The following is a 23,062-nucleotide window of genomic DNA, read 5'->3' on the forward strand; positions in this document are numbered from 1 at the left end:
GCAAACCGGTGAGGTTGGCGGGTTTTATACTGCTGCTGGCACGATCAGACGCTGAACGAGGAGCCGCAGCCGCAGGTAGTTTTGGCGTTCGGGTTGGTCACCACGAAGCGTGAGCCTTCCAGCCCTTCGGTATAATCGACCGAACCGCCGACCAGATATTGCAGGCTCATCGGGTCAACCACCAGCGCAACGCCCTGCTTCTCGATGGTCATGTCACCATCGTTGACCTTGTCGTCAAAAGTGAAGCCGTACTGGAATCCGCTGCAACCGCCACCGGTAATGTAAACCCGCAACTTCAGATTCGGGTTTTCTTCGTCAGAAATCAGGACTTTAACCTTGCTTGCTGCTGCCTCGGTAAATTGCAGTGGCAGTGCTGTTTCATCACTCATACTCTTTACTCCCAACATTGTTCTGCATCAGGTCGCTACAATGGCGGCCGGATTAATGTTAATGATTATCCAATACCTGAGTGTTCCGTTCAAGTATTCACCGCATTTGTTGTATTTTCTTTACCTGTTTTATCTGCCGCTTCGCGCGTCTGCAACGCTTCCTGACGCTGTAAGGTACGGGCCAATATTGAGGAATACAACGGCTTACCCCCGAGGAACTGCGCTACCAGCGTAGCACCAAGGCAGGTAATGATCATTGGCAGTATGAGCTGGTAGTTATCGGTCATTTCCAGCACCAGCACGATCCCGGTCAGGGGCGCACGTACCGTGGCAGCAAACAGGGCGCCCATCCCGGCAATGGCAAAGGTACCGGCCTCAATGCCGTACGCCGGGAACAGGTGGGCACCGGCCAGGCCAAAGGCAGTACCAAACAACGTGCCCAATGCCAGCATAGGGGCAAAAATCCCACCCGGCGCACCGGAGCCGAAACATAACAGCGTGGTGATCACCCGGGTGATAAAAATAAACATCAGCATGCCGACGCTGTAATTACCTGCCGCTGCGATCGGGATCAACCCAAAGCCCCCGCCTGCCGCTTCTGGCTGAATCAACCCCAGAATGCCGCAGATGCCGCCAAGCAAGCCGCCCATCAGCAAAACCTTGCGCATTTTGCCGCCGTGCAGACGAGCGAACATGTCCTGAGTGCGGAAAATCAACGCATTGAACATAACGCCCACCGCGCCAAAGATCGCCCCGAGCACCAGATACAACCAAAGGGTGTTAATCGGCGCCGAGGAGAGCTTGCCCACCGCAATCACCGAGCCTTCACCGTTAAACAACTGGAATACCACGCTCGACATGATAACGCCGATAAACACCGCTTTAATCGAGATCAGGTTATAGCGGAACTGCGGACGCATCTCTTCAATGATAAACAGAATACCGGCCAGCGGCGCGTTGAAGGCAGCAGAAAGCCCAGCCGCCGCCCCCGTGGCCAATAACGAATGACGCGCTTCGGCGCCACGCATGCGGAAGATATCCAGCACCATGCGCCCGACATTACCGCCCATTTGTACCGTCGGCCCTTCACGGCCCAGTACCATGCCTGCCCCCAGCGTACCCATGCCGCCGATAAACTTCACCGGGATCACGCGCCACCAGCGCACCGGACGCAGCTCTTCCAACGCCCCCTCGATCTCCGGGATACCCGAACCGCCCGCCTCCGGGGCAAAGCGATGTACCAGGTAGTACCCCAGCACCGCCAGCAGGGCAGAAATAATAAAGGCCAGCGGCCAAACCAGGATCCAATAATCGGCGACCTGTGCCAGCCCGGACAAACGCTGCTGCTGCACCCAATCCACCGCTTTATCGAACGCCACGCCGAGCAAGCCCGCCAGGGCTCCCACCACTGCCGCCATTAACAGGATCGCTATCGGCGTTTTATCACGGCGCATAAGCTGACGCACCGCGTCACTGCGTTTCAGACGTGGAGCTCGCGCTAGCGGCGGCTGTTGCTGTAATTCAGTCATAATGGGTTATTCATTAATGGAATTAAATGTAATACAAATAGGCCAGCTGATTATTCTAGCCTACCCGTTGCCTGACCGCCCCTCAAAATAGGTATCTGACTGTGATCGTTTCATATCGGCGAACACTTCACTAGAATAGCGCGGTCAAATCATTCAAAACAGAATCCAGGAGCCGATTTATGAGCTTACACAGCAAGTCCGAAAGTCTGTATGCCCAGGCAAAACAGGTAATCCCAGGCGGGGTTAACTCTCCGGTGCGTGCATTCAACGGCGTTGGCGGTGTGCCACTGTTTATCGAACGGGCGGACGGGGCTTACCTGTTCGACGTCGACGGCAAAGCCTATATCGACTACGTCGGTTCCTGGGGCCCAATGGTACTGGGGCACAACCACCCGGCGATCCGCAACGCGGTCATCGAAGCGGCGCAGCGCGGTCTGAGCTTTGGCGCCCCCACCGAGATGGAAGTCAAAATGGCGGAGCTGGTCACCGAACTGGTGCCGACCATGGATATGGTGCGGATGGTGAACTCGGGTACCGAAGCCACCATGAGTGCCATTCGCCTGGCGCGCGGCTATACCAACCGCGATAAAATCATCAAGTTTGAAGGCTGCTACCATGGTCATGCCGACTGCCTGCTGGTGAAAGCCGGCTCCGGCGCGCTGACCCTGGGCCAGCCAAACTCACCGGGCGTGCCGGCCGACTTCGCCAAACACACCCTGACCTGCACCTTTAACGATCTCGATTCGGTACGTACCGCATTTGAACAGTACCCTTCCGAGATCGCCTGCATCATCGTCGAGCCGGTCGCCGGTAACATGAACTGCGTGCCACCTCTGCCAGAATTCCTGCCGGGCCTGCGCGCTTTGTGCGACAAGTACGGTGCGCTGCTAATTATCGACGAAGTCATGACCGGCTTCCGTGTGGCGCTGGCCGGGGCACAGGCCTATTACGATGTGGAGCCTGACCTCACCTGTCTGGGTAAAATCATCGGTGGCGGCATGCCTGTTGGCGCGTTCGGCGGCCGTCGTGAAGTGATGGCGGCGCTGGCACCTACCGGCCCGGTCTATCAGGCGGGCACGCTGTCCGGTAACCCGATTGCCATGGCGGCCGGCTTTGCCTGTCTGACCGAAGTTTCACAAGTCGGTGTCCACCAGACGCTGACCGAACTGACCGATATGCTGGCAACCGGCCTGCTGCACGCGGCGAAAGAAGAAAATGTCGCGCTGGTGGTGAACCACGTTGGCGGCATGTTCGGCCTGTTCTTTACCGATGCGCCGTCTGTCACCAGCTACCAGGACGTGATGCAGTGCGATGTAGAGCGCTTTAAGCGCTTCTTCCATCTGATGCTGGAGGAAGGGGTTTATCTGGCGCCTTCGGCCTTCGAAGCCGGCTTTATGTCTATTGCGCACAGCAAGGAAGACATTCAGCGCACTGTCGATGCTGCACGCCGCTGCTTCGCCAAGCTGTAAGTTTCGACCATCCAATAAAAAACGGGCGCTGAGCGCCCGTTTTTTATTTTCACATTTTGCCGTCAAAGCAAGGTGCCGTAAATCGTCAGCAGTGCCACCACCACCACGATAATCATGGTCACCTTGCGGGCCAGGGTTACCGCCGCCCGCGGAGTCTGCACCGGATCCATATGCGGATCGCGAGCCAGTGAGAACTGCGCCAGCCGTGTCAGCACCTGATACTGAGAAGAATGGAGATCGCCCAGCGACGCAAACCACGCCGGTAGCGCTCTCTCACCATGCCCAAACAGAGCGTAAGCCACGCCTGCCAGCCTCACCGGGATCCAGTCCAACCAGTTCAACAGATGATCGATACCCGACTGCGAACGCTCCAGCGGGGTATTGTGGCGCGCCAGCCAGGTCTGGTAAGCACGCAGGAAGGAGTAGCCCGCCAGCGCAATCGGTCCGTAAGGCCCACAGACCACGAACCAGAACAGCGGTGCCAGATAATAACGGAAGTTAATCCACAGCAACGCATTTTGCAGTTCGCGCAGGCGCAGCTCTTCGCTGCAATCCACCGGCAAACCGTGGATCAATGCCAGCTCCTCCGCCATCTGGTCGCTGGCATGAACATCCCCCTGCCGCGCCGCCTTCAGATAGGCGCGATAGTGTTTGCGCTTGATGCCAGCCCCCACGCACAGCAAATCAATAACAATCCACAGCAACAACGTCACTACGCCGAAAAACAGCCCTTGAGCCAGCCACAGGATCCCGCCGACCACCACCATCCAGGCCAGGGTCATCAGCAACGTCTGTGCCAGCGAAAAGCGGTGCAACCGATGAAACACCACCTCCAGCCGATGGTCCAACTGCCAATGCTCACCCAGCTTGAACAAACGTTCCCACGCCAGAACCAGTAACAGCGTAAACAGCGTCATTAGCGACTCCTCTCCCTTTCCATTGTTCCAAGCATAGCGTCATCGGGCTTGTCGGGTTGTTCCAGAGATGCCAGATTTAAATCCCGATCAAATATCGGACCTGGATCGGTTTTATGCCAGATTAGTTACGCGGCCACCGCGCTGCGGTGGTACTTATCATGGCAACAGAGTAGCATGTTCCCCCTACGATATTACCGTCCATTTCGGAGTTTTCTATGCCGACACGCCGCTACAGTGCCGACAGTCGCCGCACCGAGCTTCTTGAACGAATTGAAAGCGATATCCCTTATGCCGTTGCCCAGGCGCTGCGTGAAGACCTGGGTGGTGAAGTCGATGCCGAACGCGATATTACCGCGCAATTATTACCGGCCGACACCCAGGCCGAAGCCACCATTATCACCCGCGAGCCCGGCATATTTTGCGGCCAACGCTGGCTGAACGAAGTCTTCATCCAACTGGGTAACCAGGTGAAGGTGGAATGGCTGGTGGCGGACGGCGATAGCCTGGTCCCCGACCAACCGCTCTGCAAACTGACCGGCCCGGCGCGGGTGTTGTTGACCGGTGAGCGCACCGCATTGAATTTTGTACAGACGCTTTCCGGCGTCGCGACCGAAGTCAGCCGCTATGTGGCGCTATTACAGGGCACGCAAACTCGCCTGCTGGATACCCGCAAAACCCTACCGGGACTGCGTACCGCGCTGAAATATGCCGTACTCTGCGGTGGCGGCAGTAACCACCGTCTGGGGCTTTCCGATGCCTTCCTGATCAAGGAAAACCACATCATTGCCTCCGGTTCGATTAAACAGGCGGTCGAGAAGGCTTTCTGGCTGCATGCCGACGTACCGGTCGAAGTAGAAGTCGAATCGCTGGATGAACTGCAGCAGGCGCTGGACGCCGGTGCCGACATCGTCATGCTGGATAACTTCAGCGTCGAGATGATGCGTACCGCCGTGGCGCAAACGCAGGGCCGTGCTCAACTGGAAGTTTCAGGTAACGTGACCAGCGAAACCCTGCGTACCTTCGCCGAAACCGGTGTGGACTACATCTCGGTGGGGGCCCTGACCAAGCACGTAACCGCGCTCGATCTGTCAATGCGCTTTAAATAATCTCCGCCATCCAGACCTCCCTGGCCAGCCGGGGAGGTATTTTCTCGTCAGAATTGTGCAGCTCGCCCCATCTTTTCTCCTTCCGCTGCAATGCTAATAAATTGCTGTGGAACTGCGCCCCAAAACCGCCATAACCCGCTCGAAGCCCACGCCCTGTGCGCTTACCTTTGCCTCCACATTCATATGGAGGCAACAACAAATGGAAACACAGCGCGGTTTTACCCTGATCGAACTGATGGTGGTGATCGCCATTATCGCGATCCTCAGCGCCATAGGCATTCCCGCCTACCAGCGCTATATCCAAAAAGCAGCGATGACCGACATGCTGCAAACCATGACGCCGTATAAGCTGGCCGTTGAGCTGTGCGTGCTCGACAGTGGCGCACCAACCGGTTGTAACGCCGGCAGCCAAGGTATCCCGACCGGTGACGCCTCACGTTACGTCAGTGCCGTCCAGGTCAGCCAGGGGGTGATCTCGCTGACCGGTACGCAAACGCTGCTGGGGCTAACGGTCGCACTGACCCCCACCCAAAACACCGGCGGGCTGACACGCTGGACACGCCAATGCACCAGCGCCAACGTCAATCTGCAGGAAACCTGTCAGGAAGTTTTCCGTTTTGACACCACCGCAACGGCACCAACACCATGAGTACGACAATCAGCGACGAAATCCATGCGCTGTGCCGCCGTTATCAGGCGCTGGCTCTCAGCGAAGACCAGCACAGCCTGAGCGTAGCCCTGACGGAGGAGGCACCACAGGCGCTGTTGTCGGCGCTGCGTTTCGCCACCGGCAAGCGCATTCATTTGGAACAGTGGCCAGCAGCCCGGCTGGAGCTGGAACTGAACCAGCGTCAAATACAGGACGATCGCCCTGCGCAAGACGCATCAGAAGTTGGGCCTGACACGCCTTCCTTAAACGATGACAGTGACGCACCCGTAGTGCAGTTTATCAATCAGGCGCTGCGCATCGCCATTCAACGACGTGCCTCGGATATTCATTTCGAGCCCTACCAACAGGCTCTGCGTATCCGGCTGCGTATTGATGGGGTACTGCAGACGATAACCTCACCGCCTTTTGTGCTCGCCGCTCGCCTCTGCGCCCGGCTGAAGATTATGGGACAGTTGGATATCGCCGAACGTCGCCTGCCGCAAGATGGCCAGCTCAGTGTGCAATTGGATAACGCCAGTTACTCAATGCGCATCGCCACCCTGCCCACGCTGCACGGCGAAAAAGTGGTGCTGCGGATCCTGCAAACCGAGCGCCAGGAGCTGCCGCTGGATCGGTTGGGGATGGATCCGACGGCACTGGCACAGTTTGCCGCCGCGTTGTCCTGCCCACAGGGTATGATCCTGGTTACCGGTCCGACCGGTAGCGGCAAAACCGTCACGCTGTACAGCGGGTTACGCCAGTTGAATGACGCACAAAGTAATTTGTGCAGCGTCGAGGATCCGATCGAGATCCCACTGTTCGGCGTTAACCAGACGCAGATTAATGCCAAAACCGATCTGGATTTTTCCCGCGTTTTACGCGCGCTACTGCGACAAGATCCGGACGTGATCATGATCGGTGAGATCCGTGATCGGGAAACCGCAGAGATCGCGGTGAAAGCCGCACAAACCGGTCATCTGGTGCTATCCACCTTGCACACCAACTCCACCAGCGAAACCCTGACACGGCTGACCCATATGGGCATTCCCGGCTATCTGATTGCCGCTTGCCTGAAGCTGGTGATCGCCCAACGGCTGGTGCGTAAACTTTGCAGCCACTGCCGCCATCAGCAAAGCCAGACGATACGCTTCCCCACAGCGATTTGGGCCACGCCCTTGCTGCCCTGGCAGGCTGACGGCTGCGAGCACTGCTTTGGCGGCTACTACGGCCGCACCGGGGTGTATGAATTGCTAACCATCACCCCGGAAGTGCAGAGCGGTCTGTTGCAGGGGGCGGCTCCCGGTCAACTGGCCGAGATCGCCCGGCAGCAAGGGCAAATCACGCTGCTGCAGGCTGGGTTAACGCTGGTTTCACAAGGCGTCACCTCGCTGGAGGAGGTGTACCGCATTGTCGGCAACATTGCCGGTGAGAAGCCCGTGTGAAAGCGCTGCGCCTTTTCCTCTGGCAGGCGATTGATCCGCAGGGCCAACTACGCCAGGGCGAGCTGATGAGCAGCGAAAAAAACAGGGTTAGTCAGTGGCTGATCGAACAAGGGTTGCAACCCTGCCAGATTAACAGCGGGAAACGCATTGCCCCCAGCCAGTGGCGCGGAGAGCCCTTGATCCAGTTCACCCGCCAGCTTGCCACCCTGTTGCAGGCCGGGTTGCCGCTGGTCAGCGGCTTGCAGTTGCTGGCGACCGAACACCCGTCCGCAGCCTGGCGTTGCCTGCTGCGCGAGGTAGGCGAACAGGTGCAGCAAGGGCAGCCGTTTTCAGAGGTTATCGCCGGGCAACACGCCATCTTCCCTCTGATCTACCGCCAGTTGATCGCCATCGGAGAACTGACCGGCCACCTGGATGAGTGCTGCCTGCAACTGGCCCAGCAACAGGAAGCGCAGCAAAAATTGCAGAAGAAAGTGGTTAAAGCGCTGCGTTATCCCTTATTCGTCTGCGCAGTGGCGCTGTTGGTGAGTATTCTGATGTTGGTCATGGTGCTGCCGGAATTTGCCGGCGTCTACCAGTCTTTCGATGCTCCACTGCCGTGGTTTACCCAGGGGCTGCTGAACCTTTCCACTCTGTTGATTCATGGCGGCCCCTGGCTGGCGGCGATACTGGGCTGCACGCTATTTGCCTATTTTCGCCGACTGCACCCGCAACCACACTGGCGCAGACGCGAACAGGCCGTATTGCTGCGCCTGCCGCTGATTGCACAATTGATCAAAGGCGGCTGCCTGAGCCAAATATTTCGTATTTTGGCCATGACTCAGCAGGCCGGGCTCACGCTGATTGAAGGGCTGAACGCCGCAGCGCTGTCGGTAGATAATTTATTTTACCGCCAGGCGATTGAGAGGGTGCAGCAACAGATTGCGCAAGGCCAGACTTTCCACAGCGCATTGGGGCAGCAGGCGCTTTTCCCCACCTTGTGTCAGCAGTTGGTGCGGGTGGGCGAAGAGTCTGGTTCGTTGGATACGCTGTTAGGCAAACTGGCGCTGTGGCATGAGCAGCAAATTTTTGAGTTAGCCGATACGCTGGCACAAACGCTGGAACCGATATTGATGCTGGTGGTGGGTGGGATCGTCGGCACGCTGGTGATCGCCATGTACCTGCCGATATTTCAATTGGGGAACGTATTGGGATAACGCCTGGAGAACCTTGAGTGCAGCACCGAACGGCACCCAAGGTTTGGTCAGACTAAATCAGTTGCTGCCGAACACACGGTTTTCCTGCTCCGCTACGCGGATAAAGGTGGTGCGTTTGGTCAGCTCTTTCAGACGCTCTGCACCGACATAAGTGCAAGCGGAGCGCAGGCCACCGAGAATGTCACGGACGGTAAACTCAACCTCGCCACGCAATGGCAGCTTGACGGTTTTACCTTCGGCCGCACGGTACTGGGCAACACCGCCGACGTGGCGTTTCATCGCTGACTCGGAACTCATGCCGTAAAACAGCATGAATTTCTCGCCGTTCTCTTCCACTACGGTGCCTTCGCACTCGTCATGACCGGCCAGCATTCCACCCAACATGACGAAGTCTGCGCCACCACCAAAGGCTTTCGCTACGTCGCCCGGTACCGAGCAGCCGCCATCACTGACAATCTGGCCGCCCAGGCCATGTGCCGCATCGGCACACTCGATCACCGCAGACAGCTGCGGGTAACCCACGCCGGTTTTCACCCGGGTGGTGCAGACGGACCCAGGGCCAATACCCACTTTAACGATATCGGCACCGGACAGGATAAGCTCTTCCACCATTTCACCGGTGACCACGTTACCGGCACAGATCACATGGTTTGGGCAGGCCTCGCGCGCTTTCTGCAAGAAGGCGACAAAATGCTCGGAGTAACCGTTAGCGACGTCGATACAGATAAACTTCAGCCCCGGCGACAAGGCCAGAATTTGCTGCATCTTCACAAAATCAGCTTCGGAGGTGCCGGTTGATACCATCACGTGACGCAGCACCGATGCCGGTACACGCTGCACAAATGCGGCCCATTGTTCAACGGTGTAGTGTTTGTGTACGGCGGTGAGTACGTCGAAGGAAGCCAGGGCCTCTGCCATGCTGAAGGTGCCGACCGAGTCCATGTTGGCAGCGATAATCGGTACGCCGGACCAGCTCAAGCCAGAATGTTTGAAGGTAAACTGACGCTCCAGTTCAACTTCTGAACGGCTTTTCAATGTGGAGCGTTTAGGGCGAATCAGCACATCTTTAAAGCCTAACTTCAAATCTTCTTCAATACGCATGACTTATGATTTCCTGGTTTATGGCGACGGATCGCAGGATAGTATTCGAACCTATACCCTATGAATTTCAAGTTGCAGCTAGGCAGCCAGCTTGCTCACCCCAGGAGCTTACTTAAGTAAGTAACTGGGGTGAGCAAGTGCAGTCAACAACGCTGCGGCTTGAAAGGCGACGGGTAGATTAATGCCAGTTCCAGTGTCGTTATCATACTCGCTAATAATCGCCGGACAAGACTGCGAATTCTCCTTTATTTACGCTACAATCCGACAAATTTACCTGCGAATACGCAGTGTGACCTCCCGCTCATTTTCCCTTTCCGGCTGCGCTTTTTATCACCGTACGGTGCCAGCAACCAGACAAGCGCCGCCTGCTGACTTGCACTTCTGCGCGATCGCTTTATGATTCGTCTATTATTTTTTTATGAACATCAGGTGCATTCCCTACCATGGCCTACATTGTTGCGTTGACAGGGGGTATCGGCAGCGGTAAGTCAACCGTGGCAGACGCCTTTGCCCGCCACGGCGTGATGGTGGTCGACGCGGACATCATCGCCCGGCAGGTTGTCGAGCCTGGTGCCCCTGCATTGGCTGCCATCGTCGAACGATTTGGTAATGAAATGTTGCAGTCAGACGGCAGGCTTAACCGTGCCGCACTGCGCCAGCGTATCTTCAGTAACCCTGATGAAAAGCGCTGGCTGAACCAACTGCTGCACCCGCTGATTCATCAGGAAACCCAACGCCAACTGGCGCAAGTCACCAGCCCCTATGCACTTTGGGTGGTTCCCCTGCTGGTGGAAAACAACCTGCAGGCGCGCGCCGATCGCGTGCTGGTGGTCGATGTTGACAGCGAGACTCAGTTGGCCAGAACCATCGCCCGCGACGGTATCAGTCGTCAGCAGGCACAGAACATACTGTCCGCGCAGGTCACGCGCGAGCAGCGCTTGGCCGCTGCAGATGACATAATTGATAATAGCGGCACCGCTCAGGGGATAGAGCCATTGGTTGCCGCACTGCATCGCCGTTACCTTGAGCTGGCGGCATCAGCGACCCGACAGGATTAAACTGAATGAGTGATGTTTCCCCAAGCGTTCTTTTTGAACACCCGTTGAATGAAAAAATGCGCACCTGGTTGCGTATGGAGTTTTTACTGCAGCAGTTGCATGGCCAGCGGGCATTGAGCGAAACAGCTATCGCCCTGACCTTCTTCCGCACCGTCGCCGATCTGCTCGACGTACTGGAACGCGGTGAAGTGCGTACAGAGTTACTGAAAGAGCTGGAACGTCAGCAACAAAAGTTGCTGGCATGGGCCGATGTGCCAGGCGTCGATATGTCGCTGGTGGATCAGTTGCGCAACCAGTTGAAACAACGCGCGGCAGCACTGATGTCTGCTCCCCGCCTCGGCCAATCGCTGCGTGAAGACCGGCTGATTAGCCTGGTGCGTCAACGTCTGAGTATTCCGGGCGGGTGTTGCAGCTTTGATTTACCGACGCTGCACATGTGGATGCATGCCCCACAGCAAGAACGAGATGATGACGTCAACAAATGGCAGCAAACGCTGGAGCCCCTGAACCAGGCGCTGATCATGGTGCTGGATCTGATCCGTCAGTCCGGTCCGTTTCGCAATCAGATCAGTTTGAACGGTTTCTTCCAGGATAACGCGGAAGGCGCCGATCTGTTGCGCTTGCGCATCAATCTGGCCCATCAGCTTTACCCGCAGATTTCCGGCCATAAGACGCGCTATGCGATCCGCTTCCTGCCGCTGGACAGTGAGCTTGGTGTGGTACCGGAACGATTAACCTTTGAGTTGGCCTGTTGCTAACCCAATGACATAAAAACCTTTCACGTGTTGGAAGGGAGTAAGGAACAGATATGACGACCGTAGTGAAATGCCCAACCTGTGGCAAAGGCGTGGTTTGGGGTGAAGTCAGCCCGTTCCGCCCGTTTTGCAGCAAGCGCTGTCAGTTAATTGATTTGGGCGAGTGGGCCGATGAAGAGAAGCGCATTCCCAGCAACAGCGATCTGTCGGAAAGCGAAGAATGGAGTGAACAAGACGATCGTTGATCGCTCGTCTTTTGTCGGCCTGGTCTCTGCCAGGCCGCTCGTTTTACTGTGCAGCGCTCGCCTGTGCCACCAACAGTTTGATAATACTGACATTGGCCTCCGGGAATTCCTCCTCCCGTAAATCAGCCTGCTTCACCCAGCGCATAGGCTGGCCTTCACGGCCAAAGGGTTCGCCTGCCCAACCTTCCACCAGATAAAAATTCAGCGTCACAATACGATCGCTAAACCGGTGTTCAAGCACTTCCAGTAGCTCTGCGCGCTCGGTTTCAATCCCGGTTTCTTCCTGCAGTTCACGGTTGAGTGCCTGCTCCGGTGTCTCCCCCTGCTCAATCTTACCGCCTGGAAACTCCCAGAAGCCGGCCATATGCGAATCGGCGGCGCGACGCGTAATAAAGATTTCCTGCTGGGCGTTACGAATAATGCCAACGGCGATGTTCAGATGTTTCATCACATCCTCCTGATAGATTTGTCGGGCGCGGCAAACGCCCTAAAAAACAGGGGCTCAGCATGCTGAACCCCTGGGTTTTATTGGTTAAACACTGCCGGTCTTAGTTCTGCAGACGACCGTGGCACTGTTTGTATTTTTTACCGGAACCGCATGGGCACGGATCGTTGCGCCCTACTTTACGTTCCGCCGTTGCCGGCGCATTCGGATCTTCGGTGACCAGAGCATTTTCTTCATAGTGGCTCAGCTGTTGCTGTTTGGCCAAGCGCTCAGCTTCTTCACGACGTTGCAGCTCCAGCGCTTCAACCTCCTCCGGCATCCGCACCTGTACCTTGCTCAGTACGCTGATCACTTCATGCTTCAATGATTCCAGCATGGTGGCGAACATGTTGAAAGACTCGCGCTTGTACTCCTGCTTAGGATCCTTCTGCGCATAACCACGCAGATGGATGCCCTGGCGCAGGTAGTCCATCGCCGCCAAATGCTCTTTCCACAGGGAATCCAGCGTCTGCAGCATCACGCCTTTCTCGAAGTTGCGCATCATCTCGGTGCCAACCACTTCTTCTTTGCGCAGGTATTCTTCCTTCGCTTTTTCGAGAATGCGCTCACGCAGCGTTTCTTCGTGCAGCTCAGGCTCTTTATCCAGCCATTCAGCGATTGGCATATCCAGATCGAAGTCGTTTTTCAGGCGCTCTGTCAGCCCCTGAATGTCCCACTCTTCTTCCAGCGACTGCGGCTGAATGTAGCCATCGATGGTGGTCTTGAACACGTCTTCACGGATGCTGGTGATGGTTTCGCTAACGTCAGACACGTCCAGCAGTTCGTTACGCTGGCTGTAGATGGCGCGGCGCTGATCGTTGGCCACGTCATCGTATTCCAGCAATTGCTTACGAATGTCGAAGTTGCGACTTTCCACTTTACGCTGTGCGTTGGCAATCGCCTTGGTGACCCATGGGTGCTCAATGGCCTCACCCTCTTTCATACCCAGTTTACGCATCATGCTGGAAACGCGATCCGAGGCGAAAATACGCATCAGGGCATCTTCCATAGACAGGTAGAAGCGGGATGAACCGGCGTCACCCTGACGACCTGAACGGCCGCGCAGCTGGTTATCGATACGACGTGATTCATGGCGCTCGGTACCAATGATGTGCAGGCCGCCCGCAGCCAATACCTCATCATGGCGGATTTTCCAGGCTTCTTTAATTTCAGCAATTTGCTGTTCAGTCGGATCTTCCAACTGTTCAATTTCGGCCTGCCAACTGCCACCCAACACGATATCGGTACCACGGCCCGCCATGTTGGTGGCGATAGTGACCGCACGGCTTTGGCCGGCCTGAGCTACGATGTCCGCTTCCATGGCGTGGAATTTGGCGTTCAGTACCTTGTGCTCGATGCCGGCTTTGGTCAGCTCGCGAGAAACCACTTCGGATTTTTCAATCGAGATAGTCCCCACCAACACCGGTTGCCCGTTGACGGTACGCTCACGGATGTCTTCAATGATTGCACCAATCTTTTCCAGCTCGGTCATGTAGACCAGATCCGGCATGTCTTTACGGATCATCGGACGGTTAGTCGGCACCACGATGGTATCCAGCTTGTAGATAGAGCTGAATTCAAAGGCTTCGGTGTCGGCGGTACCGGTCATCCCGGCCAGTTTTTCGTACAGACGGAAGTAGTTCTGGAAGGTGATGGAGGCCAGCGTCTGGTTCTCGTTCTGGATCTCCACGCCTTCTTTGGCTTCTACCGCCTGATGCAGACCATCAGACCAGCGACGCCCCTGCATGGTACGACCGGTGTGTTCGTCAACGATAATGACTTCACCGTCTTTTACGATGTAGTCAACGTCACGGGTAAACAGCACATGGGCACGCAGTGCGGCTGTCACATGGTGCATCAACATGATGTTAGTCGGTGAGTACAGTGACTCGCCTTCATCCATGATGTCGGCTTCCATCAACATTTCTTCGATCAGGATCAGGCCGCGTTCAGTCAGGTGCACCTGGCGCGCTTTCTCATCAACCGAGAAATGGCCTTCGCCCTGGAAGGAATCGGAATCTTCTTTTTCCTGACGGATCAGCTTAGGGATCAGCTTGTTAACCTTGATGTACATCTCGGAGCTGTCTTCGGCCGGGCCGGAGATGATCAACGGAGTACGTGCTTCATCGATCAGGATGGAGTCAACCTCATCCACCAACGCATAGTGCAGCTTACGTTGAACACGCTCTTCCGGGCTGAATGCCATGTTGTCGCGCAGGTAGTCAAAACCGTATTCGTTGTTGGTACCGTAGGTAATGTCAGCGGCATAGGCTTCACGCTTGGCTGGCGCAGGCATACCCGGCAGGTTAATACCGATGCTCAGACCGAGGAACTCGAACAGTGGACGGTTGTTTTCGGCGTCACGCTGTGCCAAATAATCGTTCACTGTTACCACGTGCACACCACGGCCGCTCAAGGCGTTCAGGTAGGCAGGCAGGGTTGCGGTCAGGGTTTTACCTTCACCGGTACGCATCTCTGCGATACAGCGATCGTTCAGCACCATACCGCCCAACAGCTGCACGTCGAAGTGACGCATACCGAATACGCGCTTGCTCGCCTCACGCACTACGGCAAAGGCTTCCGGCAACAGGTTTTCCAGCACCTCGCCCTTTTCCAGGCGCGCGCGGAATTCGTTGGTCTTGGCTTTCAGTTCATCATCGGACAGTTTTTCCATGTCCGGTTCCATCAGACCGATCTGCTCAACCGATTTACGCATGCGGCGAAGTGTACGATCGTTACGGCTACCAAAAACTTTGGTCAATAATTTCACTAACATGATGTTTGATATCTCTGTCATGACAGCCAACACAGGCCGTCAATTTGCTGTTATTTTTTAGGTTTTTTGTCGCCCGACGGGCAAAAAATCAGCTTACGACTGCGGGCCCAGCACGGATGCCCTGCACCTGTGCGAGCCACAACCCTGTCTGATGCTGCGCAATGGCAGGCAGCACGGCATGGTGGGTATCACGAATGATGGTCGGCGGCTTCGGCTCATGCGTCAGCAGCGCGTTGAGAGTAGAAAGCAGCGCCAGTTGCGCTACCTGTGATGGGGGTTCGGTCGCTTCCGCTTCGCGTTCCTGTATCCGCGCGTAAACTGCCTGCGGAGCGAGAGCAAAAGAAAGGTGACGAATGACGGTGCGAAGCGCATGCTGGTGCCAATAATCGACACTGAAATTTGGGCGGCGATGCGCTTCCTGCAGCAATGCCAGACTGTTAAAGGCACCGCTGGCGGAATTTTGCCGGTTAAGGCTGGACGAGGTGCTCGGCAGAGCGGCTTGATCAGGTGCGCCGGACAGATTTGTAGGTACGCCAAGCGTGGCCGCGACCATCCCTAACAGGAGATGGGGCCAGAAATAACGTCTGCCAAATTGTCGCCAACGATTTAGAATACCGATCACGAGTTTATTATCCGCCGGAGCCCATTATGCGCGATAGCCGTCCACAATTATTAGATTCCCTGTTTGACGACGCTCACACAGAAGACAAAGGCCCGCTGTATAACGTCCAGCAACGCGCAGTTGCGCTGCTTAAGCTTAACCGTGCAGTGAAAGGCGTATTGCCGGTTCAACTGCATCCCTGGTGCCGCGTCGCTAATTTCCGACAGGGTATTTTAGTGCTAGAAACGGCAAATGCCAGCTGGATGATGCGTCTACGCTACGAACAACCGGCTTTATTATCTGCACTACGAGCGCAAATTCTACCATCATTGTCGTCGATCGACATCAGGATTAATCCTGCCTTGATGGCAAAAGGAAGCAACCTTGTGCAGAACGCCGCAAAAACCACAGGAAATATGCAGGCGAAAGTGCCCATGCGTCATCTGAGCCAGGAAAGCGCTGAGGAATTAAGGGGATTGGCAAGTCGCAGCCCAGAAAAACTGCGCAAGATATTGGAACGACTGGCATCGTTGGCCGGAGAAGGAGCCAACGCTACCAGTCGCGATAAGTAATCAGCGGTATCAGCTTATGCCAATACGGTGGACGGGGCTTTGAATGCCAATGGCATTTCGGCTTCGTCCTGGAAGGTGACAAATTCCCACGCTTCCTGTTTTGCCAGAACCGCTTGCAGCAGTTTGTTGTTCAGCGCATGACCAGATTTGTACGCGGTGAACGCGCCAATAATGTTATGGCCGCACATGAACAGGTCGCCGATGGCGTCCAGCATTTTGTGGCGTACGAATTCGTCTTCAAAGCGCAGGCCGTCTTCGTTCAGCACGCGGTAATCATCTACCACGATGGCGCAGTCAAAACTGCCGCCCAGAGCCAGGCCACGTGACTGTAAATACTCGATGTCACGCATAAAACCGAAGGTACGCGCACGGCTGATTTGACGCACGAACGAGTCGGCAGAGAAATCAAGGCGGTAGCGTTGCGTACTGGCATCGATTGCCGGGTGGTTGAAGTCGATAGTGAAGTCCAGGCGGAACCCGTTATGCGGGGACAGCTCGGCCCACTTGTCGCCATCTTCAACACGCACGGTGTCTTTCAGACGCAGGAATTTCTTCGCAGAGTTCAGTTCTTCAATGCCGGCATCCAGCAACAGGAAGACGAACGGACTGGCACTGCCGTCCATGATAGGGATTTCGGCGGCGTCAACTTCGATAACGATGTTGTCGATGCCCAATCCAGCCAGTGCGGCATTAAGATGCTCAACGGTAGAAATACGCACGTCATGCTCATTCACCAGGCAAGTACAGAGCATGGTATCACGCACGGATTTTGCATCAGCCGGGAAATCAACCGGGGGATTCAAGTCAGTGCGACGATAGATGACCCCGGTATTAGCCGCCGCGGGGCGCATTGTCAGCGTGACTTTCTTGCCGGTATGCAAACCGACACCCGTCGCCTGAACAATACGTTTTAATGTCCTTTGTTTGATCATCGTTTTATCTCGCAATGTTATCAATCCTACCGACCCAGCATACAGCAAGGTCGGCGGGACAGTTTAGCACAAAGAGCGGAGATTCCAAATTCTCAGGATATTCTTAGTCTGCCTGCTTGCGCAGGAAGGCAGGAATATCAAGATAGTCGGGCTCTTTATTAGGCTGCGCAGTCGGATCGTTAACTACCTTGGCGGCAGGTTTCACTTCCTGCGGCAACGGCGACATGCCGTGCTGCTGGTAGCGATGATCCATCACTGGCTGGCTGGCCTGTTTGTTGGTCACCAGAGTGATTTCCGGACGTTTGTCCATGCCGATACCGGTCGCAACCACGGTCACGCGCAGTTCGTCGTTCATTTCCGGATCCAGCGAGGTACCGATAACTACGGTCGCATTGTCGGAAGCGAAAGCACGAATGGTGTTACCCACGGTTTCGAACTCATCCAAACGCAGGTCGAAGCCGGCGGTGATGTTGACCAGAACGCCGCGAGCGCCGGACAGGTCGATGTCTTCCAGCAGTGGGCTGGAGATCGCCATTTCCGCTGCTTCTTCAGCACGGTCTTCACCACAGGCAACGCCGGAACCCATCATCGCGTAGCCCATTTCGGACATTACGGTGCGCACGTCGGCGAAGTCGACGTTCATCAGGCCCGGACGGGTGATCAGTTCGGCAATACCCTGCACCGCGCCTTTCAGCACGTCGTTAGCCGCGCCGAACGCGTCCAGCAGAGAAATACCGCGACCCAGAACTTTCAACAGCTTGTCGTTCGGGATAGTGATCAGTGAGTCCACATGTTTGGACAATTCTGCAATACCCTGCTCAGCGAACGCCATGCGTTTCTTGCCTTCAAAATTGAAAGGCTTGGTAACCACGGCCACTGTCAGAATACCCAGATCTTTAGCAACTTCTGCGACGACTGGCGCTGCACCGGTACCGGTACCGCCGCCCATGCCGGCTGCAATGAAGACCATGTCTGCACCATCCAGTGCGGCGCGCAGGGCTTCACGGTCTTCTTCCGCTGAATTGCGACCCACTTCAGGGTTCGCGCCTGCACCCAGACCTTTGGTAATACCGCTACCGATCTGGATGGTTTGGCCAACTGCCGTTTTACGAAGCGCCTGAGCGTCTGTATTAACGGCGAAGAATTCAACACCTTCGATGCGCTCGCGCACCATGTGTTCAACGGCGTTGCCACCGCCACCGCCGACGCCGATGACTTTAATCACCGCGTCATTGGTTAGTTCCATTGGTTCAAACATAGTTTCTCTCCGTTTTGTGCCTGTCGCTGCGAGGTCATAAAAAGATTACTCAGCATGATCTCTTTGTTGAAACATTAAAACTCTTTTCTCAGCCAGCTATTGATACGTTTAAACCAATTGCCCACCGAGGCGCGTTTTTCTACTTCTGCCTCACCACTCAGGTGAGACTCTTTTCCATAGTGCAGCAGACCTACCGCCGTAGAGTAGTAAGGCTCCTGCGCATAATCCGTCAGACCCGTGATGTTCAAGGGTTGGCCGATGCGTACCTGGGTATGGAACACCCGTTGCGCACAAGCTGCCAGGCCATCAATCTGGGCGGCACCACCGGTCAGCACAATACCCGCTGCCAGATGATGCTTAACCCCTTGCTGACGCAGTTGCTCCTGCAATTGCAAAATCTCATCGTTAACCAGATTCAACAGTTCGGTGTAGCGTGGCTCAATAACTTCAGCCAGTGTCTGTCTTTGCAGACTACGAGGAGGACGCCCCCCAACGCTTGGCACCTCTACACTTTCATCCTTGCTAACAATCGACCCAAGCGCACAGCCGTGTCGAACTTTGATCGCTTCCGCATCTGTCGGCGGTGTGCCGAAGGCGTAGGCGATATCGCTGGTGACCACGTTCCCGGCGTAAGGGATCACTTTGGTGTGGCGCAACGCACCGCCGGTGTACACCGCCATATCCATGGTGCCCCCGCCGATATCCACCACACAAACGCCGAGTTCGCGCTCATCTTCGGTCAGTACCGCATAGCTGGCGGCCAGACCGGCGAAAATAAGTTGGTCTACTTTCAGACCGCAACGTTCTACTGCCTTAACGATGTTCTTCGCCATATCGTTATGACAGGTAATCAGGTGCACCTTGGCTTGCATACGCACGCCCGACAACCCAACCGGGTTTTTGATGCCTTCCTGATAATCGATGGCGTATTCCTGAGGGATAACGTGCAGGATGCGGTGTTCATCACGTACGCGTACCGATTTAGCGGTATGCACCACGTTCTCCACATCTTCCTGTGTCACTTCCTCTTCGGAAATAGGAACCATCCCTATTTCGTTCTGGCAACTGATGTGTTTCCCCGATAATGCGAGGTAAACCGAAGAAATCTGGCAATCAGCCATCAGTTCGGCCTGATCGATAGCGCGCTGTACGCACTTCACTACCGACTCCAGGTCGTTAACGCCACCCTTATCCATGCCGCGAGACGGGCAGCTGCCCACCCCGATAATGTTGACCATGCCATCGGGCAGAACTTCCCCTACCAATGCGGAGACTTTTGCAGTACCGATCTCCAGTCCAACTACCAGTTTTCTGTCCGTCGACTTGATCATTGTTGTTTTGCCTGTGCCTGATTCTGTTGCTGATTACTGTTTTGCTGATCGCCTGCTGCCTGCGGGTCGATTAACACTGGGGCCCAACCTACCGATGCACCGGCCTCATAGCGTAAGTCGACATAGCTGACTCGCTTGCTTTCTGCCTGCCCCTGCTGCTGCAATACCGGATAAAGCTCGATAAAGCGCTGCAGGCGTCCGGTGCGATCGTCGCGTCCCAGCTCCAGCCGAACATCATTATCCAAAGCCAGCTGCCAGGAGTGGCGGGCACTCATAGCCGCCATTTTCAGCGTATATTTGCTGGCCGCTAACATGCTGCTCATGGTCCGATATCCATCCAGAACATCCTGTTCGCTCCCTTCCGGGCCATAAAGCAACGGCAATTTCTGTTTGCCAATTCGTTCTGCCGGCACGCTGAAGGATTTGCCTTCGGCGTCCACCATGTGCAAATCATTCCAGCGCGCTACCGGGACATACTCCACCAGGTGGATTTTCAGCTCATCCGGCCACTGCTTGCGTACGCTGGCCTGCTTGATCCACGGCAGGCGTTCAATCTGTTGCTGGATGATGTCCACATCCTGCGTCATGAAAGTCCCCGGCGATCCCAGCGCCAGGATCGCCTGGCGAATATCGTCGTTGGTGGTGTAGTGACGTTCACCGGTCACCACCAGTCGTGACAGCGGCAGGCGGCTGGCGTCTTTCATCCAGCCAATCACCGCCCAGCCACTCCACAGGACCGTTCCCAACACCATCAGCAGGAAAACCATTCCCGCCAACTGGGTTCCATTGCTACGGCGCGGGTTGTTATCCACCTCGCGTTCACGTGCATTCAGGGCAGCTTGCGACATATCAGTCGGCCAATTCCAAAATTCTCGCTACCAGCTGCGAGAAGCTTAAACCAGACTGGCGCGCTGCCATCGGCACCAGGCTATGACTGGTCATGCCTGGCGAGGTATTCACCTCAAGCAGATAGAAGCTGCCATCGCTATCCTGCATCACATCCACACGGCCCCAGCCGCTGCAGTCCAGCCCACGGTAGGCGCGTAACGCCAGGGCAGCCATCTCGGCTTCCTGTTCCGCACCCAGGCCACTCGGACAGAAATACTGGGTATCGTCCGAAATGTACTTGGCCTGATAGTCGTAAAACACGCCGGCCGGCTGAATGCGGATCGAAGGCAGAACCTGGTCACCCAGCATCGCCACCGTGTATTCCGGGCCACTCAGCCATTTCTCGACCAGGACGTCGTCGTCATGGCGGAAACCTTCTTCCAATGCTGCTTCAAGCGCGTCACGTTCTGTGACCTTGCTCATCCCGACGCTGGAACCTTCACGGCTTGGCTTGACGATCAGCGGCAGGCCCAGGGCCTCCACGCGAGCAATCAGCGTCGCTTTCTCTGCACCGGCATACTGCTTGCGGTTCAGCGCTACATAAGGAGCAACCGGTAAGCCCATCGACTGCCACACCATTTTGGTGCGCCATTTGTCCATGGTCAGCGCCGAAGCCATCACACCGCTGCCGGTATAAGGCAGTTCGAGGAACTCCAGCATCCCTTGCAGGGTACCGTCTTCACCGCCGCGACCGTGCAGCGCGATAAATACCTTGGTAAACCCGTGCTCTTTCAACTGGGTTACCGGGAAGTCACGGATATCAATGCCGTGGGCATCGATACCGGCTTCTCGCAGCCCGGCCAGCACGGCGGCGCCGGATTGCAATGACACTTCACGTTCAGCGGAGGTACCACCCAGCAGTACGGCAACTTTATCGGCCATGATGTTCCTCCTCTTTTTTCTGTGGCTGCAGTTTCAGCTCAGCCAGTTTGCGGGCAACTTTACCCACGTTACCGGCGCCCTGCACCAGTACCAAATCGTCGGCTTGCAGCAACTGCGCCAGGGTTTCCGGCACGGTGTCCGCATCGGAAACCAGAATCGGATCCAGCTTGCCGCGGCTGCGAATGGTCCGGCACAGCGAGCGGCTGTCCGCCCCCGGGATTGCCGTCTCACCCGCGGAATACACATCCAGCATCAGCAGCACATCGACCTGCGACAACACGTTGGCGAAGTCGTCGTACAGATCGCGAGTACGTGTGTAACGGTGCGGCTGGAAAATCATCACCAGACGTTTGTCCGGCCAACCGGCGCGCGCGGCTTTCAGCGTTGCGTCAACTTCGGTCGGATGGTGGCCATAATCATCCACCAGCATCGCACTGCCACTTTTGCCGTTTACCGGCTCCAGCGGGAATTCGCCGAGGAAATCAAAGCGGCGACCGGTGCCCTGGAAATTCGCCAGCGCACGCAGGATATCTGCGTCGTCAATGCCTTCTTCTGTTGCTACCGCCACTGCCGCCGCGGCGTTCAACGCGTTATGGCGGCCCGGTGCGTTCAGGGTCACCGTCATCAACGGCTTATCCTGACGGCTCAGGGTAAAGTGGCCCTGTGGCCCAACCTGACGGTAGTTCTCGATGCGAACATCGGCATCATCGCTAAAACCGTAGGTGGTGATATGGCGGCCCACGCGTGGCAGCAATTCGCGCACCACCGGGTCATCAACACACATCACCGCACGGCCGTAGAACGGCAGGTTGTGCAAAAAATTAATAAACGTCTGCTTCAGAATCTCGAAGTCGCCCTGGTAGGTTTCCATATGGTCGGCTTCGATATTGGTGACAATCGCCACCATCGGCTGCAAATGCAGGAACGACGCATCGCTCTCATCCGCTTCCGCAATCAGGTAACGGCTGGAACCCAAACGTGCATGGGTGCCCGCCGCTTTCACCAGTCCGCCGTTCACAAAGGTCGGATCCAGACCGGCCTCGGCATAAATGTTCGACACCATCGCCGTGGTCGTAGTCTTGCCATGCGTACCGGCAACGGCGATACCGTGGCGGAAGCGCATCAGTTCCGCCAGCATCTCTGCGCGACGGATCACCGGGATACGCGCCTCACGGGCGGCGACAATTTCCGGGTTGTCGGCAGAAATGGCGGTAGAAACCACCACTACGCTGGCATCCAGGACGTTTTCCGGGCGGTGATGGAAGTAAATCGTCGCCCCGAGCGCGCTCAACTGTTGGGTTACCGGGTTCGGCGCCAGATCGGAACCGCTGATTTGATAACCTTCGTTAGCCAACACTTCGGCGATACCACCCATGCCGGCGCCACCGATGCCGACAAAGTGAATGTGCCGGACGCGTCGCATCTCGGGCACGATAGTACGTAGTTTCGCCAGTTGTTGTGTATTCATCACTCTCTCTAATC

22 protein-coding genes are annotated in these 23,062 nt (G+C 56.2%); 9 read left to right on the plus strand and 13 right to left on the minus strand.

All coding sequences use genetic code 11. The features are described 5' to 3' along the window. Nucleotides 1–44: 44 nt before the first annotated feature. Together erpA and clcA are read right to left on the minus strand one after the other, a co-directional pair. Nucleotides 45–389, minus strand: coding sequence for an iron-sulfur cluster insertion protein ErpA (erpA, locus tag OC597_RS12090; RefSeq protein ID WP_062791309.1), 345 nt, complete (start codon nt 387–389; stop codon nt 45–47). An 89-nt stretch (nt 390–478) separates the two neighbouring features. Then, on the minus strand, nt 479–1,918 hold the full coding sequence (clcA, locus tag OC597_RS12095; protein ID WP_099063066.1) for a H(+)/Cl(-) exchange transporter ClcA: 1,440 nt from the start codon (nt 1,916–1,918) through the stop codon (nt 479–481). 179 nt (nt 1,919–2,097) lie between these two features. Here clcA and hemL point away from each other — a divergent pair, with 179 nt between their 5' ends. Further along, nucleotides 2,098–3,387 (plus strand): glutamate-1-semialdehyde 2,1-aminomutase, encoded by a 1,290-nt coding sequence (hemL, locus tag OC597_RS12100; protein ID WP_261257347.1) that lies wholly within the window; start codon nt 2,098–2,100, stop codon nt 3,385–3,387. A gap of 62 nt (nt 3,388–3,449) precedes the next feature. On the opposite strand, the gene ampE is transcribed toward hemL, so the two are convergent. Continuing rightward, complete coding sequence (gene ampE / locus OC597_RS12105) at nt 3,450–4,304, minus strand: beta-lactamase regulator AmpE (protein WP_085120245.1); 855 nt, start codon at nt 4,302–4,304, stop codon at nt 3,450–3,452. Between the two features lie 215 nt (nt 4,305–4,519). Between ampE and nadC the strand changes: the two genes are divergently transcribed. The 4 genes from nadC (at nt 4,520) to hofC (ending at nt 8,697) form a co-directional block, all read left to right on the plus strand. Then, nucleotides 4,520–5,410: a carboxylating nicotinate-nucleotide diphosphorylase gene (nadC, locus tag OC597_RS12110; protein WP_261257345.1), complete on the plus strand. Its 891-nt coding sequence runs from the start codon at nt 4,520–4,522 to the stop codon at nt 5,408–5,410. A gap of 199 nt (nt 5,411–5,609) precedes the next feature. Next, nucleotides 5,610–6,059: a prepilin peptidase-dependent pilin gene (gene ppdD, locus OC597_RS12115; protein ID WP_262208867.1), complete on the plus strand. Its 450-nt coding sequence runs from the start codon at nt 5,610–5,612 to the stop codon at nt 6,057–6,059. Then, on the plus strand, nt 6,056–7,501 hold the full coding sequence (gene gspE, locus OC597_RS12120; protein WP_262208868.1) for a type II secretion system protein GspE: 1,446 nt from the start codon (nt 6,056–6,058) through the stop codon (nt 7,499–7,501). Before ppdD ends, gspE begins: the two co-directional genes overlap by 4 nt. After that, nucleotides 7,498–8,697, plus strand: a complete 1,200-nt coding sequence (hofC, locus tag OC597_RS12125) for a protein transport protein HofC (RefSeq protein ID WP_262208870.1) — start codon at nt 7,498–7,500, stop codon at nt 8,695–8,697. The genes gspE and hofC overlap by 4 nt, the downstream gene beginning before the upstream one ends. A 57-nt stretch (nt 8,698–8,754) precedes the next feature. Here hofC and OC597_RS12130 read toward each other — a convergent pair whose 3' ends face one another. After that, the gene (locus OC597_RS12130) at nt 8,755–9,798 is read right to left on the minus strand and encodes a GMP reductase (RefSeq protein WP_261257338.1); all 1,044 of its coding nucleotides are present in this window, start codon (nt 9,796–9,798) and stop codon (nt 8,755–8,757) included. Between the two features lie 443 nt (nt 9,799–10,241). Here OC597_RS12130 and coaE point away from each other — a divergent pair, with 443 nt between their 5' ends. Genes coaE through yacG form a run of 3 tightly spaced genes read left to right on the plus strand, consistent with a single transcriptional unit; the run spans nt 10,242 to nt 11,856 of the window. Next, the gene (coaE, locus tag OC597_RS12135; RefSeq protein WP_261285599.1) at nt 10,242–10,856 is read left to right on the plus strand and encodes a dephospho-CoA kinase; all 615 of its coding nucleotides are present in this window, start codon (nt 10,242–10,244) and stop codon (nt 10,854–10,856) included. A 5-nt stretch (nt 10,857–10,861) separates the two neighbouring features. Further along, nucleotides 10,862–11,614: a cell division protein ZapD gene (gene zapD / locus OC597_RS12140; RefSeq protein WP_262208873.1), complete on the plus strand. Its 753-nt coding sequence runs from the start codon at nt 10,862–10,864 to the stop codon at nt 11,612–11,614. 50 nt (nt 11,615–11,664) lie between these two features. Continuing rightward, a complete protein-coding gene (gene yacG, locus OC597_RS12145) occupies nt 11,665–11,856 on the plus strand; it encodes a DNA gyrase inhibitor YacG (RefSeq protein WP_261257334.1) in 192 nt (63 codons plus the stop codon). 43 nt (nt 11,857–11,899) lie between these two features. Here the strand turns inward: yacG and mutT are convergent, their stop codons facing one another. From mutT to secM, 3 genes are all read right to left on the minus strand, one after another. Next, nucleotides 11,900–12,304, minus strand: coding sequence for an 8-oxo-dGTP diphosphatase MutT (gene mutT / locus OC597_RS12150; RefSeq protein ID WP_261285597.1), 405 nt, complete (start codon nt 12,302–12,304; stop codon nt 11,900–11,902). Nucleotides 12,305–12,404: 100 nt separating this feature from the next. After that, complete coding sequence (gene secA, locus OC597_RS12155) at nt 12,405–15,116, minus strand: preprotein translocase subunit SecA (RefSeq protein WP_261257332.1); 2,712 nt, start codon at nt 15,114–15,116, stop codon at nt 12,405–12,407. Nucleotides 15,117–15,204: 88 nt separating this feature from the next. Next, entirely contained in the window at nt 15,205–15,738 is a 534-nt protein-coding gene (gene secM, locus OC597_RS12160) for a secA translation cis-regulator SecM (protein ID WP_261257330.1), read from the minus strand. Between the two features lie 26 nt (nt 15,739–15,764). Here secM and OC597_RS12165 point away from each other — a divergent pair, with 26 nt between their 5' ends. Further along, nucleotides 15,765–16,289 carry a DUF721 domain-containing protein gene (locus OC597_RS12165; RefSeq protein ID WP_262208876.1) on the plus strand — a complete coding sequence of 175 codons (525 nt, stop codon included), beginning with the start codon at nt 15,765–15,767 and terminating at the stop codon, nt 16,287–16,289. Nucleotides 16,290–16,303: 14 nt separating this feature from the next. Here the strand turns inward: OC597_RS12165 and lpxC are convergent, their stop codons facing one another. The 6 genes from lpxC to murC all read right to left on the minus strand — a co-directional run bounded on the left by lpxC (nt 16,304) and on the right by murC (nt 23,048). Continuing rightward, complete coding sequence (gene lpxC, locus OC597_RS12170) at nt 16,304–17,221, minus strand: UDP-3-O-acyl-N-acetylglucosamine deacetylase (RefSeq protein WP_017891607.1); 918 nt, start codon at nt 17,219–17,221, stop codon at nt 16,304–16,306. A 103-nt stretch (nt 17,222–17,324) separates the two neighbouring features. Further along, a complete protein-coding gene (ftsZ, locus tag OC597_RS12175; protein ID WP_004950150.1) occupies nt 17,325–18,479 on the minus strand; it encodes a cell division protein FtsZ in 1,155 nt (384 codons plus the stop codon). Between the two features lie 74 nt (nt 18,480–18,553). Further along, nucleotides 18,554–19,810 (minus strand): cell division protein FtsA, encoded by a 1,257-nt coding sequence (gene ftsA, locus OC597_RS12180; protein ID WP_004950148.1) that lies wholly within the window; start codon nt 19,808–19,810, stop codon nt 18,554–18,556. Further along, nucleotides 19,807–20,658 (minus strand): cell division protein FtsQ, encoded by an 852-nt coding sequence (ftsQ, locus tag OC597_RS12185; RefSeq protein ID WP_099063078.1) that lies wholly within the window; start codon nt 20,656–20,658, stop codon nt 19,807–19,809. Before ftsQ ends, ftsA begins: the two co-directional genes overlap by 4 nt. Before the next feature lies 1 nt (nt 20,659). Continuing rightward, nucleotides 20,660–21,580 (minus strand): D-alanine--D-alanine ligase, encoded by a 921-nt coding sequence (locus tag OC597_RS12190; protein WP_085120232.1) that lies wholly within the window; start codon nt 21,578–21,580, stop codon nt 20,660–20,662. Continuing rightward, nucleotides 21,570–23,048: a UDP-N-acetylmuramate--L-alanine ligase gene (gene murC, locus OC597_RS12195; RefSeq protein WP_085120231.1), complete on the minus strand. Its 1,479-nt coding sequence runs from the start codon at nt 23,046–23,048 to the stop codon at nt 21,570–21,572. The genes OC597_RS12190 and murC overlap by 11 nt, the downstream gene beginning before the upstream one ends. Nucleotides 23,049–23,062: the final 14 nt, after the last annotated feature.

The organism is Serratia proteamaculans (assembly GCF_946227095.1).
GTDB lineage: Bacteria > Pseudomonadota > Gammaproteobacteria > Enterobacterales > Enterobacteriaceae > Serratia > Serratia proteamaculans_E.